Consider the following 14,332-nt stretch of genomic DNA (forward strand, 5'->3'; position numbering starts at 1 on the left):
CTACGCGTCGAGCTCCCCGGCAATTACGTTCATCGACGACAGCGTCACGATGGCGTCGGAGAGGGTCTGGCCCACCACCATTTCGGTGTAGGCCTGGTAGTAGATGAAGCAGGGCCGGCGGAAATGCAGGCGGTAAGGGGTGCGGCCGCCGTCGGACACGAGGTAGAAACCCAGTTCGCCGTTGCCGCCTTCCACCGAGTGGTAGACCTCGCCCACGGGCGCGTCAATCTCACCCATCACAATCTTGAAGTGATAGATGAGGGCCTCCATGTTCTGGTACACGGCCTGCTTGGGCGGCAGGTAGAAGTGCGGCGCATCGGCGTGGTAGGGGCCTGCGGGCAGGTTTTCCAGCGCCTGCGTGATGATGCGCAGGCTCTGCCAGATTTCCTCATTGCGCACCATGAACCGGTCGTAGGTGTCGCCCTTGGTGCCTACCGGAATTTCAAACTCGAAGTCTTGGTAGCTGGAGTAAGGGTTCATCACCCGCACGTCGTAATCGACGCCGGCGGCGCGCAGGTTGGGGCCGGTGAAGCCGTAGTTGAGGGCGCGTTCGGCCGAGATGCCGCCCACGTCCACCACGCGGTCCATGAAGATGCGGTTGCGGTTGAACATCTTCTCGAACTCCGCCATCACGGCCGGGAAGGTCTTCAGCCAGGCGCGCAGCTTGGCAATGGCCACGTCGGAGAAGTCGCGCTCCATGCCGCCCACGCGGCCCATGTTGGTGGTGAGGCGGGCGCCGCTTACTTCCTCGTAAATCTCGTACACCTTCTCCCGCTCATCCATGAGGTAGAGGAAGCCGGTGAAAGCGCCGGTATCCACGCCCAGAATGCCGTTGCAGATCAGGTGGTCGGTGATACGGGCAAGCTCCATCAGGATAACCCGGATGTACTGGGCGCGCTTGGGTACTTCCACCCCCAACAGCTTCTCCACCGTCATGTGCCAGCCCATGTTGTTGATGGGCGACGAACAATAGTTCATGCGGTCCGTCAGGGGCGTAATCTGGTAGAAGGGCCGGCGCTCGGCAATCTTCTCGAAGGCGCGGTGGATGTAGCCAATGGTGGGCACACCCGCCACAATCCGCTCGCCGTCCATCTGCAGAATGTTCTGGAAGATGCCGTGGGTAGCGGGGTGCGTGGGACCCAGGTTTAGCGTGGTGAGCTCCTGGTTGAAGTCGTTGACGGTCGGGGCCAGCGGGTTCAGCCGCGGCTCCTGCTCCCGGGCCGACTCAATGATTTTATGGGTGCCTTCCAGCGTGTCGTTTACTGCCATCTGGTTTGGTGCTTAGTGCTCAGTGCTTTGTGCTTAGTAATCAGGTCTGATTTTGTTGCCTATGCACCAAGCACAAGGCACTAAGCACTAAAAAACTATCGTCCGAAGAACAGGTCGGTTTTGTCTTCGCGGGTGCCGTCTTCCAGGGCGTACTCCTTGCGCATCGGGTGGTAGTCCATGTCCTCCACGTTGAGGATGCGCATGAGGTTGGGGTGGCCGGGGAAGATGATGCCGTAGAAGTCGAAAGCCTCGCGCTCCATCCAGTTGGCGGTGGCGTAGAGGTCGGTCAGGGTCGGGGCAACCGGGTCGGCAATCGGGAAGAAGATCTTCAGGCGCAGCCGGATGTTCTGGGTGAGGCTGTGCAGGTGGTACACAATACCCAACTCCTGGTCCTTCCTCTCGGGCCAGTGCATGCCGCACATGGTAGTCAGGAAGTTGAGCTGGAGCTCTTCGTCCTTCTGCAGACCTTCGATGATGCCGTGAATCTGCTCCCGGGTGGTGGTGGCGGTCAGCAGGCCGTAGGGCTCCTCCACGTCGGTGAAGGCATCGGCCCCGAACAGGCGGTGCAGCAGAGCCAGCAGCTGCGCGTTTTTCTGCGCGGCCGGGTCCTGGGCGGCAGCCTGTTCCTGAGCCGGGATGGATTCGTTCTGGTCAGCCATTTTTATGGTAGAGCTTAGAGCTTAGATGATAGAGCTTAGAAGTTAAGGGAGCCGAACTGCCTAAGTTCTAAGCTCTATCGTCTAAGCTCTAAAATCAGCTTACTTGATGTTGTACGACGCCAGCAGGGCCTGATACTCGGGCGAGTTGCGGCGGCGGAAGGATTCGTTTTTGGCCAGGTCCTGGATGCGCATCAGGCCGTCGAGCACCTGCTCGGGGCGGGGCGGGCAGCCGGGCACGTACACGTCCACCGGAATGATCCGGTCGATGCCCTGGAGCACGGAGTAGGTATCGAAGATGCCGCCCGAGGAGGCGCAGGCACCCATGGCCAGCACCCAGCGGGGCTCGGCCATCTGCTCGTACACCTGCTTCACGATGGGAGCCATCTTCTTGGCGATGGTGCCCATCACCATCAGCAAATCGGCCTGCCGAGGCGAGAAGCTGGGACGCTCCGAACCGAAGCGGGAGATGTCGTAGCGGGAGCCCATGGTGGCCATGAACTCGATGCCGCAGCAGGAGGTAGCGAAGGGCAGGGGCCAGAGCGAGTTGGCGCGGGCAATGCCCACCACTTTCTCCAGGGAGGTAGCAAAGAAGCCGGCGCCTTCGAGGCCGTCGGGCGCGTCTACCGTTTTGATTTCAGGAACTCGGGTATCCATGAGAGCAAGTCAGATTTGGGAAGCGGCGACGCTTCAGAAAGGCAACATCCGGCCGGGGCCAAAGGTTGCCGCCACCAGGGCTTAACGGGCTTCGTTCCAGCGTAGAACGCCTTTTTTGATAACGTAGGCGAAGCCAGCCATCAGCAAAGCCAGGAATACAATCATCTCGTAGAAGCCGGTGGTGCCCAGCTGGCGGAAGTTCACGGCCCAGGGGTACATGAAGATGACTTCCACGTCGAAGAGCACGAACAGGATAGCCGTGAGGAAGTATTTCACCGAAATCGGGGTGCGGGCGTTGCCCACCGACTCGATGCCGCACTCGAAGGCTTCATCCTTCACCACGCTCTTGCGGCGCGGGCCCAGCAGGTGAGACGTAATCATGGCGAAGGCCACGAAGGCCACGGCCAGCACAAACTGCACCACGATGGGCAGGAAATCCTGGGGCTGATATTGGGTCGGAACGGCGAGAAGCATAGGCTGCGACAAATAAACGCCGCGTAGAAACGGCATGGGAGGCAAAGGTAGGACCTAGCCGGTTGGGAACAAAGGTGAAATAGGAGGGTAGGGGAAAGGCGTATATTCACCCTATCCGCTAGATTCAGACGATGAAACCATTCTACGAGCCATTTGTGCCTGGACAGCTGTATTCGGTAGCCGAGTTCTTGGCGCTGGAACAGCAGGCCGAAGACCGGCACGAATTCTACGACGGGCAGGTCTGGCCTTTTCCGGCTGATACGCCGCGGCACAACCTGTTGGTGCAGAACTGCTCACTTCCTCTGTTTGTACAACGTAAACAATTTGGCCTCGACGTATTCAGTACCGGCATGATGCTGGAAGTGCTACCCGGTCGCTACTACACTTATCCCGACGTAATGCTATTAGATACCGCGCCGTGTTCTGGCCAAGAATGCGTGTTGCAAAACCCACTGGTACTTATCGAAGTGCTGGACCCGCTGTGGGCAGAGCGTGACCGGGCATGGAAGTGCGCCCACTACCGCCACCTCGACTCGCTCCGACAGTATGTCCTGGTTTCACAAACGCAGCAGTTCGTGGAATCCTACCGGCGCACAGCGGCGGGAGAGTGGCGCTACGAGGCGTCTATAAAACCGGATGATATGTTGGTTATTGCTGATACTGGCTTGCAGTTGACGTTGCGGGAAATCTACGATGAGGTGGCAGTGCCGCTGTTGCAGCCGCAGCTTCCGGATATTCGCGAAACAATAAAATAACAGCCTAATGAGCGACCATAGCATTGCAATTGTACCACAAGTATCCAGTTACCCTAACAGAGTGGCGAGGGCAAAGGAAATTCTAAACTGGTTGGTTGAAGATGATATAGTTAAGCCTGCGCTTACATCCTGTGTTTTAGGATTTGATGGGGGTTACGCAATATCGGGTGGTGCTAAGAAAGTAATTGGGTCGGCCAATAGACATACTTTTAGTTTAGATGTAAATGGACTTGAGATTATCACTGAAAGACACATCTTCGATACTGGTGGTAATGGAATAGAAGAAATATACTGTCCGGCTTGTCAACAAAATTTGGCAGAAGAGGACTTGGGTTTTCTTGAGAACTGGTATGAGGGCAACCTAAATGATGTAGCTTGTTCAGTCTGCGACACTATGAATAGCATCCATCAGTTTCGGTTTACGCCGCAGTGGGGCTTCAGTGACTTAGGCTTCAAATTCTGGAACTGGCCTGACTTGACCGACGATTTTGTAAGCAGGTTTCAGCAGAAGTTGGGTGTCAATGTTTCTGTCATTTATCAACGTATATGAAATAAAAAGGCCGCCCCGGAATCCCGGAGCGGCCTTTTGCATTCAAAACCAAACGGCTTACAGCCCTTTATCCCGGTTCAGATCTTCTTTGGGCTCGGAGCCCAGGAAGGGGTAGCGGTAGTCCGTGACGGGCACGAAGGTCTCCTTGATGGCGCGCGGTGACACCCAGCGGAGCAGGTTCAGCATGGAGCCGGCCTTGTCGTTGGTGCCGGAGGCGCGGGCGCCGCCGAAGGGCTGCTGGCCGACTACGGCGCCGGTGGGCTTGTCGTTGATATAGAAGTTGCCGGCCGCGTGCACCAGCTTCTTCGAGGCGTGGTCGATGGCGTAGCGGTCCTGGGAGAAGATGGCGCCGGTGAGGGCGTAGGGCGAGGTCGTGTCTACCAGCTCCAGCACTTCTTCGAACTTGTCAGCGTCGTAGATGTGCACCGTCACGACGGGGCCGAACAGCTCCTCGCACATGGTCACGTACTTCGGGTCTTTGGTTACGATGACGGTGGGCTCGATGAAGTAGCCTTTGGACTTGTCGTAGCCGCCGCCGGCCACGATTTCGGCGTTGGCATCGGCCTTGGCCCCGTCGATGTACTTGGCCAGCTTATCGAAGGATTTCTCGTCGATAACGGCGTTGATGAAGTTGGAGAAGTCCTCCACGTCGCCCATCCGGAACGAGGCCAGGTCTTCCTTCACGTAGCCCAGGATTTCGTCGGCGAGGTTCGAGGGCAGGTACACCCGCGAGGCGGCCGAGCACTTCTGGCCCTGGTACTCAAACGCGCCCCGGCTGATGCCCACGGCTACGGCTTTGGCGTGCGCCGAGGGGTGGGCCAGGATGAAGTCCTTGCCACCGGTTTCGCCCACGATGCGTGGGTAGCTCTTGTAGCTGCTGATGTTCTCGCCGATGGTTTTCCAGATGTTCTGGAACACGCCGGTGGAGCCAGTGAAGTGGATGCCGGCAAAGTCACGGTGCTTGAAGATGACCTCGCCGGCGGTGGGGCCATCTACATACACCAAGTTGATGACGCCGTCGGGCACGCCGGCTTCTTTGAACAGCTCCATCAGCACCTGGGCCGAGTAGATCTGGGTGTTGGCGGGCTTCCACACCACCACGTTGCCCATCATGGCCACCGAGGCGGGCAGGTTGGCGGCAATGGAGGTGAAGTTGAAGGGCGTAAGGGCAAATACGAAACCTTCCAGCGGGCGGTGCTCCAGGCGGTTCCACATACCGGGCAGGCTCTCGGGCTGCTGCTGGTAGATCTGCTGCATGAAGTGCACGTTGAACCGGAAGAAGTCGATCAGCTCGCAGGCCGCGTCGATTTCGGCCTGGAAAGCGTTCTTGCTCTGGCCCAGCATAGTGGCCGCGTTGATGCGCGCCCGGTAAGGGCCGGCCAGCAGGTCGGCGGCTTTCAGGAAGATGGCGGCGCGGTGCTCCCAGGGCATTTCGGACCACAGCGGGCGGGCAGCCAGGGCCGCGTCGATGGCCTGCGCTACGTGCGAGGCGTCACCTTCGTGGAACTGGCCCAGCACGTGCTGGTGGTCGTGGGGAGGCGTAATATCCTTCTTGTTGCCGGTGCGGATTTCCTGGCCGCCGATGTGCATCGGAATGTCGCGCTGCTGCTGCTTGAGCTCCTTGAGAGTCTTGAGCAGCTCAATGCGCTCCGGCGAGTTGGGCGCGTAGCCCTTCACGGGCTCGTTGATCGGGGTCGGGACGTTGAAAAAGCCGTTGGCCATAATGAAGTGCTGGATTGGCGTGATGGGTGGTGGGGAAGGGCAAAGGTAGAAAGCCCGGTCTTATTCGCGGCGGTACTGGCGCACAGACTCCTGCTGTAGCTGCATCCAGTTCGTATTGTCTGTAACTACCCAATGACCCGCTATCCTGTGCAACTCGTCAAGGCGTTTTTGACAGCGGTTAATCAGGTAGGCGGCTGGCAGTTGGGGCGCTGAAGTTGCGTAGTGTAGCTCTATGGTGTCGCCGGTCAGCCGGAACTGGCCTTCTTCCTCAGTAGCGGGCAAGGATAAATGGAAGCCACCGTCCTTGTACAAGCTAAGCGCCCAGATACCCGCGAAATTGTCGGAGTAAGCGGATAAAATTCCTGGACGAACTGGAGTTGGCCAAAATAGATAGGTCAGCAAACCCAAACCACAAGGAAATATGAACTTCTTCATATTCAAATAATAACGTCAAAGTAATGGATGCTCAACGTGCCAGGGCCCATTGAAGGCAGTTGGTGCTACTCCGAGTTGCTGTAATATGTCATATAGCTGAGCCTCGTCATTGACATAATAAGCGGCCTTATTCACGATGGCAAAATCCTCATCCCCGGCTTCCGCATACTTCGCCAGAAGTGCAACATCAAACTCAGTATCTGTAATGTAATAGAGATGTTGTGGACGCCTGATTACACTACGGGTATTGATATTGGAATGAATGGCAACCCAACGTCTGAAACCTGGAGCGGAAGGGGATGCCTCAGCGGCAATGGGTTGCCGAAGCATCTCAATACGATTCCATACTTTGATTGGAATGTGTTCCATTGCAAAGTGTATAATAAGCCTACAGCCGCTGCAGCAGCTCCCGCACCTGCCATTCCAGGTCAGCGACGGAGCCGGTGTTGTGGAGCTTGAGCGTCAGATTAGTAAGTGGTAGAACGGATTATCTATTATGGTAGATAACCGGCCCTGCGGCGGTGGCGCCAACTCTTATTGGATTGCAGACCCGTAAGGAAAAAGAATAACGCCCCAATTGAAAGTACACTCACTCCGCCGCTAATGCTCGATTCAGATTCTAACAGAGGCTTTTGAGCTTGATGTTCGGCGTAACGAACAGCTACTTTGCTGCCTAAAGTCAGTTGATCGAAAGCACGGTGGTTTGTGATTATGCGGGCAGTTCTGACGTTCTCCTGAGGGGCTACATATGTTACCACAACCTCATAGGTGCTGCTTTTGCCCGAGCCAATTCGGCCGGGTAACGCGTGTACTACTGCAGTAGCAGGAATTCCATGCAGCGTACGCCACCGCTGAGCCGCCAGCCACAGCATACTTAGTAGAAAAGCAGCTCCTATAAGCGGCTGGATCCATGCTCTAATCCAGAAGCTGAAAACAGACTCATGTGCCATTCTAGTAGAACTCAACTACAGCCGCTGCAACAGCGCCCGCACCTGCCATTCCAGGTCGGCGACGGAGCCGGTATTGTGGAGGGTGAGGTCGAAGTGAGGGTAGTGGTCGAGGGCGGTTTCGGAGGGGTGGTCGTCGTCGCGGGTGCCGTCGCCGCGCTGGTGGAGCGGGTCGCCTTCCACGCGCACCATCAGGCCGCCGCGGCTGCGGATGAGGTCGGCCTCGTTGGGGAAGCGCACGTCTGGAATCAGCGTATGCTGCTCGGCCGGTAGCTGGGAGAAGAACGCCTGCACCCAGATATCGGGCTCCCAATGGCGCAGGGCCAAGCCGACCTGCTGGAGCATCTCGCCGCGGGTACGGTCGAAGGCAGGCAGCTTCTCAGCCTTGCCCTGCTGGGAGAAATATGGGGCCGTGCCCTCGCCCGCCAGCGCCGCACACACGGCCTTAATGGGCTCGCCCACGGAGCGAATGTGCCATTTGCTTTCGGGCTGTGTCCGTTGAATCAGGCGGGCGATGGTGTCTTTGCCGCTACCCCGCCGCCCCGAAAAACCGATTAGTCTTGTCATCGGGGCAAAGGTAAGGCCTTGTCATTCCGACGCGGGAGGAATCTGAATTAAGGTATTGAGACAAGCGCACTCAGGTTCTTCCCGCGTTGGAATGACACATCTTACAGAATCTCCTTCAGCTCGCTCAGACAGCTGATTTCGTAGGTAATCTGGTTGAAGTGGCGGCGCTTGGCGGGGTTGAAGTACACCTGGTCGAGGCCGGCGTTGTAGGCGCCCAGCACGTCGCACTCCAGGTTGTCGCCAATCATGAGGCTTTCCGGGGCGTTGGCACCGGCGCGCTCCAGCGCGTGCTCGAAAATGCGGGTATCGGGCTTGAGGTGGCCGCAGCACTCCGACGTCACGATTTCCTCGAAATACTCCGTGAGCTGGGACGCATCGAGCTTGAGGTACTGAATGTTGCGGAAGCCGTTGGTGATGAGGTGCAGGCGGTAGCCCTTGTCGCGCAGGTAGTCGAGCACCTCGTAGGTGTAGGGGAATACGGCTTTTTTCAGCGGCAGCAGGTCGGTAAACTGTTCCGAGATGCCCGTCGGCGAATCTTCCTCCCGCAGCCCCAGCTGCACGAAGGTGCGCGGGAAGCGGGTGGCGCGCAGCTGCTGCTGGTTGATTTTGCCGCCCTGGTACAGCCGCCACAGGCCGTGGTTGATGTCGGAATACTCCTTGATAAACTTCTCTACCGACACCCCGTGCCGGCCGATGTTGTGCTCCGCGAACAGGTGGCGCAGGGTTTCATCGGCATTGGTTTCAAAGTCCCACAGCGTATGGTCGAGGTCGAAGAAGAGGTGACGGTATTTCACTGGTGATGCGTGAGGAAGGTGATGAGGTAAATAGGGGAGGGGAGAACGTCATGCAGAGGCGCAGCCGAAGCATCTCGTTCGGATAGTAAGCAATGGTACCACAACGTCAGCGCGCGAGATGCTTCGCTCCGCTCTGCATGACGTTTAGGGAAATCAGTCGACCTGCAGCCGTTCCACAATCCGGCCTTCGCCCAGGTGCTCGTGCACGATGGCGGCGGCGTCTTTGGGACGGACGTTGCCGTACACGGTGCCTTCGGGGTGGATGATGAGGGCGGCGCCGGGGCCTTTCTTGCACTGCTTGCACAGGTCGAGGCAGTTGCAGGTCTGCACCCGCACTTTGCGCTTCTCGCCGCCGGCCAGCAGCTTTTTCAGGCCTTGCTTCTTGAGCTCGGTTTTTAATGCCTTGACGACCTCCTTGCCCACCTCGTCTTTCTGAGCAGTGCAAACAAACAGGCGAATAACAGAGTCAGCAGATTTCACGGGAGAGAGAGGCGCAAGGGTTAAGGCTGGCCGGTCCAGCGGCGGTTTTGCAGCTTATACGCGGCTAGCTCCCGGTTCGACCAGAGCGTTTGGTAAATCTTCTGGTCGTGCTGGAGCTGCGGGTCCCGCTCCATGTAGCCGAGCAACTGCTGGAGAAAATCCGCGGCCTCATCCTTGATGAAGTAAAACACCCAGTTATCGAGCCGGCGGAAATTGACCAGGCCGGCATTTTTGAGGTACGCTAATTGCCGGGAGGTTTTGGTCTGGGTGAAATCCAGCACCTGTTCCAGGTCGGAAATGCACATTTCCTGGTTGCGCCACAGCAAATGCAGGATGCGTACCCGCGAATCGTCGCCGAGGGCCTTGAATAGTTGCTGGCCAAATGCAACGGTAAAGTGTTTGAGACGCATCTTTAGGCAAAAGCAAGTGGAGGGGCTGAACCAATCCAGCCGGGCCCGAATTTAGCCTAAACCCGCCAGCGGCCCCCGAAAGTGCCGTATCTTTGTCGCTCGTAATGCCTTGTATGTCTGTTGTGGCCCGAATTCGTCTTTCTTATTTACCCACCTTACTGGGTTTCCTGCTGGTAGCGCTGCTACTGGTCCCCGGCCACGCGCGGGCGCAGGGCCAGCGCCGGGTGGTGCAGTTTACCGGCATTGTGGCCTCCGGCGACTCATTGCTGGGCGTGCCCGGGGCGGCTATTTTCGTGCCCAAGGCCGGCCGGGGAACGGCCTCCAACCCCTACGGCTATTTCTCTCTGCCCGTGCTGGCCGGTGATAGTATCGTGATTCGGAGCCTAGGCTACCGCAACCAGTACGTCATTATCCCCGAAAACTATCCGCGCCAGAGCTACTCCGTAATTGTGCAGCTCAAAGAGGACGCCACCGTGCTGCCGGAAGTGCGCATCTTCCCCTATGCCACCGAAAAAGCGTTTAAGGAAGCCTTTCTGGCCATGAAGCCGCCATCTGAAGAGGACCGCACGCCAGCCGATAAGCTCAACGAGCAGGTGATGCGCCGTATGTTCAACACGCTGCCCGTCACCAGCATGGGTAACTACCGCCAGACTATGCAGGCCCAGCAGAACGACCAGATGCGTCGCATGGGCCTCGGCGCTACCCCCGCCACCAACAACCCCCTGCTCAACCCCTTCAGCTGGCTGCAGCTCATCAACCAGGTGAAAAGCGGCGAATTCAAGAAGAAGGAAGGCGTGGATTATTGAGTTGAATTGTTGGATGGTTGAACTGTTGAATAGTTGAACTGTCATTGCGAGCAGCCCGAAGTTAGCTGTCCTCCACGAGAGGCAAGCCTTGTTATGCAGAAAGCCCCTGACGTCCGCGCTGGCGTCAGGGGCTTTCTGCTTCCTCGGGGTGCGGCGCTCTGGGAAGGACGGATTGCTTCGGACACTGGCTTGATGCGCCACATGCCTCGCAGTAACGAGTCACTCGTTCAACCATTCCTCCCTATATTCAGTACAGCCACTGTTTGACCTCTGACTTTGCTATGGATACCAACCTACCGCGTACTTCCCAACCTCGTATTGTAATTATCGGTTGCGGCTTTGCCGGGCTGCGGCTGGCCAAGGACCTAGCCGACGCGCCCGTGCAGGTGGTGGTGATTGACCGGAACAACTACCACAACTTTCAGCCCCTGCTCTACCAGGTAGCCACCGGGGCCCTGGAGGCCGACAGCATTGCCTACCCCATCCGCAAGATTTTCGCCGGCCAGCCCAACTTCTTCTACCGCATGGCCGACGTGCAGCGCGTCGATCCGGCCACCAACACGCTCACCACCAACATCGGCGACATCCGCTACGACCACCTGGTGGTGGCTACTGGCTCGCTCACCAACTTCTTCGGCCTCACCAGCATCGAGCAGAATGCCATGCAGATCAAGAGCGTGCCCAACGCCCTGAATCTGCGCAGCTACCTGTTTCAGAACTTTGAGAAGGCCATTCTTACCGAAGACCCCGCCCGCCGGCAGGCCCTGATGAACGTGGTGGTGGTGGGCGGCGGCCCCACGGGCGTGGAAATCTGCGGCTCCCTGGCCGAGATGCGCAAGGACGTACTGCCCAAGGATTACCCCGAGCTCGACCTCAAGCAGATGGAAATCTACTTGGTGGAATCGGGTGGGGAGGTGCTTGGGCCCATGAGCAAGGACTCGCAGGTGCAGGCCAAGGGCTACCTGGAGGAAATGGGCATCCACGTGCGCCTCAACACCCAGGCCAAGCACTTCGAGGACGGCAAACTATATTACTCCGACACCGAATTTATCCGCACCGAAAACCTGATATGGGCGGCCGGCGTGAACGGAGCGGCGCTGGAAGGCTTGCCCGAGGCCGCCGTGGCCCGCAACAAGCGCGTGAACGTGGACACGGTGAACCGGGTGGTGGGCTTCCAGAACGTGTACGCCATCGGCGACGTGGCCAACATGGTCACCGACGAGATGCCGCGGGGCTACCCCATGCTGGCCCCCGTGGCCATCCAGCAGGCCGAGCAGCTGGCCGACAACTTCAAGCGGCTGCTGCGCGGCGAAACCATCCGGCCGTTCAAGTACACCAACAAGGGCAGCATGGCCATTGTGGGCCGCAACCGCGCCGTAGTGGATTTGCCCGGCGACAAGCACTTCGGCGGCTTCTTCGGGTGGCTTACCTGGCTGTTTGTGCACCTGATGACGCTGGTGGGCTTCCGCAACAAAGTAGTTACGCTGGTGGGCTGGGCTATCAGCTACTTCAGCTCCGACAAAGCCCTGCGCCTTATCATCCGCCCCTACAAGCGCAACGACTTCAAATCGGACAAGGGCCTGGCCACCGCCATCCACAACGCCGCCACGCCCGAGTACAACCCATCCGTACCAGCTCCCAACGCCCCGGTGGTGGGAGGGTAGCGTTCAGAAGGTGTTTTGTTGAAAATAGATAGCCCTGCTCTGGTAGCAGGGTTATTTTTTTAGGGGTAATAGTAGAAAAGTGTATTGATTTTACAGCGTTCCGCTTAGATTACCACCATCAAACCCCTGATGCGCCCGTTTTCATGCAAGAGGCTCTGCCGCTTTCCTTCGCCCTGCTGGCCGGCACCGGACACGCCTTCGAGGCCGACCACCTCATTGCCGTGAGCACCCTGGTAGCCCGCCACGACCACCGCCGCGACGCCGTGCGCGAGGGGCTATTCTGGGGCCTGGGCCACACCACCACGCTGGTGGTGTTCGGGGGCGCGCTGCTGCTGAGCCGCTCCCTCATCACCCACACCAACTACTTCGAGGCCGCCGTGGGCGCGCTGCTGCTGCTGCTGGGCCTAAGCCGCCTCACCGATAAAAGCTATTACCAGACCGCCCCGCCGCGCTACCGCCGGGGTACGGCCTACGCCGTGGGCCTCGTGCACGGGCTGGCCGGTAGCGGGGCGCTGGTGCTGCTGCTAATGGGTAGTCTGCGCTCCGCGTGGCTGGGCGTGGCCTACCTGGCGCTATTCGGGCTGGGCTCGGTGGTGGGCATGCTGGGTGCCACCGGCCTCATGAGCGTGCCCTTCACCCAGCGCATGCGCTTCAGCCGCAACCTGCGTGCCGGCCTGGTCATCGTCTCGGCCCTGCTCAGCATAGGGTACGGCGGGTGGATGATTTATGGGAATCTGTTTAGCAGTGAGAGTTTAGAGGGGAGAAATGAGAGCAGTTCCGGTAGCGTAATAAGGCCAGAACAACGGCAAGACGCGACACTTCGCGTCTCGTCGTTGAACGGCTCGTGCTATGCAGCTTCCAACCCATAGCCAGCCACGCGCAAGTCGTTCAACGCGGAGACGCGAAGTGTCGCGTCTCTACATCGTTCTACGAAAGCTTCTTTCTTCTCATTTCTAAGCTCTCACTTCTCTACCATGCACCTTTCCCCCAAAGACCTCGATAAGCTGGTGCTGCACCAAGCCGGCGTGGTGGCCCAGAAGCGCTACGCCCGCGGCTTGGCCCTAAATTACCCCGAGGCGGTGGCGCTGCTGGCTACTCAGCTGCTGGAGTTTATCCGCGACGGGGAATCGGTGGCGGCGTTGATGGACAAGGGCAAGCAGATTCTGGGGCTGCAGGACGTGCTGCCGGGCGTGGCCGTGCTGGTGGCTGAGGTGCAGGTGGAAGGCACCTTCCCCGACGGCACCAAGCTCGTGACGGTCCATCATCCCATCTGCCGCGAAACCGGCTCCGCCGAGCTGGCCCTCTACGGCTCCGGCCTCGTGCGCGCCCCGCGCCCGGCCGCTGCCCCGCCCGAAACCACTCCGCCCGCCCCCGGCGAGTACCAATTAGCCGCCGAAGACGTGCAACTCAACGAAGGCCGCGAAACCCTGACCCTCGACGTGCTCAACCACGGCGACCGGCCCATCCAGGTCGGTTCGCACTACCCGTTCTTCGAAACCAACGCCGCCCTCGACTTCGACCGCGCCGCTGCCCGGGGCTTCCGCCTCAACATCCCCGCCGGTACCGCCGTCCGCTTCGAGCCCGGCGAGCGGAAAACCGTAACGCTGGTGGCGCTGGCCGGGGAAAGAATCGTGTACGGCGGCAACGCGCGGATTAATGGGAAGGTGGACTGAGTGAAATAAGTAAGCATTACTGTAGGGGTTTTAGAATCAACTTCACAACGAACATAATTTATGAAAATAGTTAATTATTTACTCATCTGTGCTTTGTCAAACATATTGGTTTCTTGCGAATACTGGGATAGTCGATTGACTATAATAAATAAGACAGGTCGAAAAATAGCAACTGAAACATACACAGATACGGTGCCTGAATACCCTAGTGTGAACCAAAGGGAATTTTATATGCGTCAAGCATTTGCACCATATAGTAGCACTACAATGATGAAAGAGGGGAAAGAAGGCTGGCCGAACTATCTGAAGAGTAGTAAAAATAGCAAGCTAAATCTTGTGATTTTTGACTTTGAAGATGTAGACAAATGCAAATCAATTGATAGTTTAATAACTCATAAAAAATACAGAATAATTACTGTAAATGAGGCTGATTTGATTAAAAATAATTGGCAAGTCGTAATCAAATAAAACCA

The 14,332-nt window shown here is 58.0% G+C and carries 18 protein-coding genes; 7 read left to right on the top strand and 11 right to left on the bottom strand.

Features of this window, described 5'->3' with window-relative positions; genetic code table 11:
- From HSW_RS04080 to HSW_RS04095, 4 genes are all read right to left on the bottom strand, one after another.
- Positions 1-1,269, bottom strand: a complete 1,269-nt coding sequence (locus tag HSW_RS04080) for an NADH-quinone oxidoreductase subunit D (protein ID WP_044000930.1) — start codon at positions 1,267-1,269, stop codon at positions 1-3.
- 95 nt (positions 1,270-1,364) lie between these two features.
- Complete coding sequence (locus HSW_RS04085) at positions 1,365-1,928, bottom strand: NADH-quinone oxidoreductase subunit C (protein WP_081768246.1); 564 nt, start codon at positions 1,926-1,928, stop codon at positions 1,365-1,367.
- A 99-nt stretch (positions 1,929-2,027) separates the two neighbouring features.
- Positions 2,028-2,582 (bottom strand): NADH-quinone oxidoreductase subunit B, encoded by a 555-nt coding sequence (locus HSW_RS04090; RefSeq protein WP_044000931.1) that lies wholly within the window; start codon positions 2,580-2,582, stop codon positions 2,028-2,030.
- Positions 2,583-2,663: 81 nt separating this feature from the next.
- Positions 2,664-3,056 (bottom strand): NADH-quinone oxidoreductase subunit A, encoded by a 393-nt coding sequence (locus HSW_RS04095; RefSeq protein WP_044000932.1) that lies wholly within the window; start codon positions 3,054-3,056, stop codon positions 2,664-2,666.
- Between the two features lie 131 nt (positions 3,057-3,187).
- Here HSW_RS04095 and HSW_RS04100 point away from each other — a divergent pair, with 131 nt between their 5' ends.
- Both HSW_RS04100 and HSW_RS24075 read left to right on the top strand, forming a co-directional pair.
- Positions 3,188-3,811 carry a Uma2 family endonuclease gene (locus tag HSW_RS04100; RefSeq protein ID WP_044000933.1) on the top strand — a complete coding sequence of 208 codons (624 nt, stop codon included), beginning with the start codon at positions 3,188-3,190 and terminating at the stop codon, positions 3,809-3,811.
- Positions 3,812-3,818: 7 nt separating this feature from the next.
- Positions 3,819-4,361, top strand: coding sequence for a hypothetical protein (locus HSW_RS24075; protein WP_155832811.1), 543 nt, complete (start codon positions 3,819-3,821; stop codon positions 4,359-4,361).
- 57 nt (positions 4,362-4,418) lie between these two features.
- On the opposite strand, the gene pruA is transcribed toward HSW_RS24075, so the two are convergent.
- The 7 genes from pruA to HSW_RS04140 form a co-directional block, all read right to left on the bottom strand.
- The gene (gene pruA, locus HSW_RS04110; protein WP_044000934.1) at positions 4,419-6,083 is read right to left on the bottom strand and encodes an L-glutamate gamma-semialdehyde dehydrogenase; all 1,665 of its coding nucleotides are present in this window, start codon (positions 6,081-6,083) and stop codon (positions 4,419-4,421) included.
- Positions 6,084-6,143: 60 nt separating this feature from the next.
- The gene (locus HSW_RS04115) at positions 6,144-6,518 is read right to left on the bottom strand and encodes a hypothetical protein (RefSeq protein WP_044000935.1); all 375 of its coding nucleotides are present in this window, start codon (positions 6,516-6,518) and stop codon (positions 6,144-6,146) included.
- Positions 6,519-6,533: 15 nt separating this feature from the next.
- Entirely contained in the window at positions 6,534-6,887 is a 354-nt protein-coding gene (locus tag HSW_RS04120; protein ID WP_044000936.1) for a hypothetical protein, read from the bottom strand.
- A 596-nt stretch (positions 6,888-7,483) separates the two neighbouring features.
- The gene (locus tag HSW_RS22485; protein ID WP_052346095.1) at positions 7,484-8,032 is read right to left on the bottom strand and encodes a hypothetical protein; all 549 of its coding nucleotides are present in this window, start codon (positions 8,030-8,032) and stop codon (positions 7,484-7,486) included.
- Positions 8,033-8,133: 101 nt separating this feature from the next.
- Positions 8,134-8,826 carry a YjjG family noncanonical pyrimidine nucleotidase gene (locus HSW_RS04130; RefSeq protein ID WP_044000937.1) on the bottom strand — a complete coding sequence of 231 codons (693 nt, stop codon included), beginning with the start codon at positions 8,824-8,826 and terminating at the stop codon, positions 8,134-8,136.
- Positions 8,827-8,979: 153 nt separating this feature from the next.
- Positions 8,980-9,306, bottom strand: a complete 327-nt coding sequence (locus HSW_RS04135) for a (2Fe-2S) ferredoxin domain-containing protein (RefSeq protein WP_155832812.1) — start codon at positions 9,304-9,306, stop codon at positions 8,980-8,982.
- Between the two features lie 20 nt (positions 9,307-9,326).
- Positions 9,327-9,716: an ArsR/SmtB family transcription factor gene (locus HSW_RS04140; protein WP_044000938.1), complete on the bottom strand. Its 390-nt coding sequence runs from the start codon at positions 9,714-9,716 to the stop codon at positions 9,327-9,329.
- 122 nt (positions 9,717-9,838) lie between these two features.
- Between HSW_RS04140 and HSW_RS04145 the strand changes: the two genes are divergently transcribed.
- The 5 genes from HSW_RS04145 (at position 9,839) to HSW_RS24080 (ending at position 14,327) form a co-directional block, all read left to right on the top strand.
- Positions 9,839-10,522, top strand: coding sequence for a carboxypeptidase-like regulatory domain-containing protein (locus HSW_RS04145; RefSeq protein WP_155832813.1), 684 nt, complete (start codon positions 9,839-9,841; stop codon positions 10,520-10,522).
- Positions 10,523-10,803: 281 nt separating this feature from the next.
- Positions 10,804-12,186 carry an NAD(P)/FAD-dependent oxidoreductase gene (locus HSW_RS04150; RefSeq protein ID WP_044000940.1) on the top strand — a complete coding sequence of 461 codons (1,383 nt, stop codon included), beginning with the start codon at positions 10,804-10,806 and terminating at the stop codon, positions 12,184-12,186.
- Positions 12,187-12,329: 143 nt separating this feature from the next.
- Complete coding sequence (locus tag HSW_RS04155) at positions 12,330-13,055, top strand: sulfite exporter TauE/SafE family protein (RefSeq protein WP_052346097.1); 726 nt, start codon at positions 12,330-12,332, stop codon at positions 13,053-13,055.
- Positions 13,056-13,160: 105 nt separating this feature from the next.
- Positions 13,161-13,859 carry an urease subunit beta gene (locus HSW_RS04160; RefSeq protein WP_052346098.1) on the top strand — a complete coding sequence of 233 codons (699 nt, stop codon included), beginning with the start codon at positions 13,161-13,163 and terminating at the stop codon, positions 13,857-13,859.
- Positions 13,860-13,919: 60 nt separating this feature from the next.
- Positions 13,920-14,327 carry a hypothetical protein gene (locus HSW_RS24080; protein ID WP_155832814.1) on the top strand — a complete coding sequence of 136 codons (408 nt, stop codon included), beginning with the start codon at positions 13,920-13,922 and terminating at the stop codon, positions 14,325-14,327.
- The last annotated feature ends 5 nt before the right edge of the window (positions 14,328-14,332 follow it).

This window comes from Hymenobacter swuensis DY53 (assembly GCF_000576555.1).
Classification (GTDB): domain Bacteria; phylum Bacteroidota; class Bacteroidia; order Cytophagales; family Hymenobacteraceae; genus Hymenobacter; species Hymenobacter swuensis.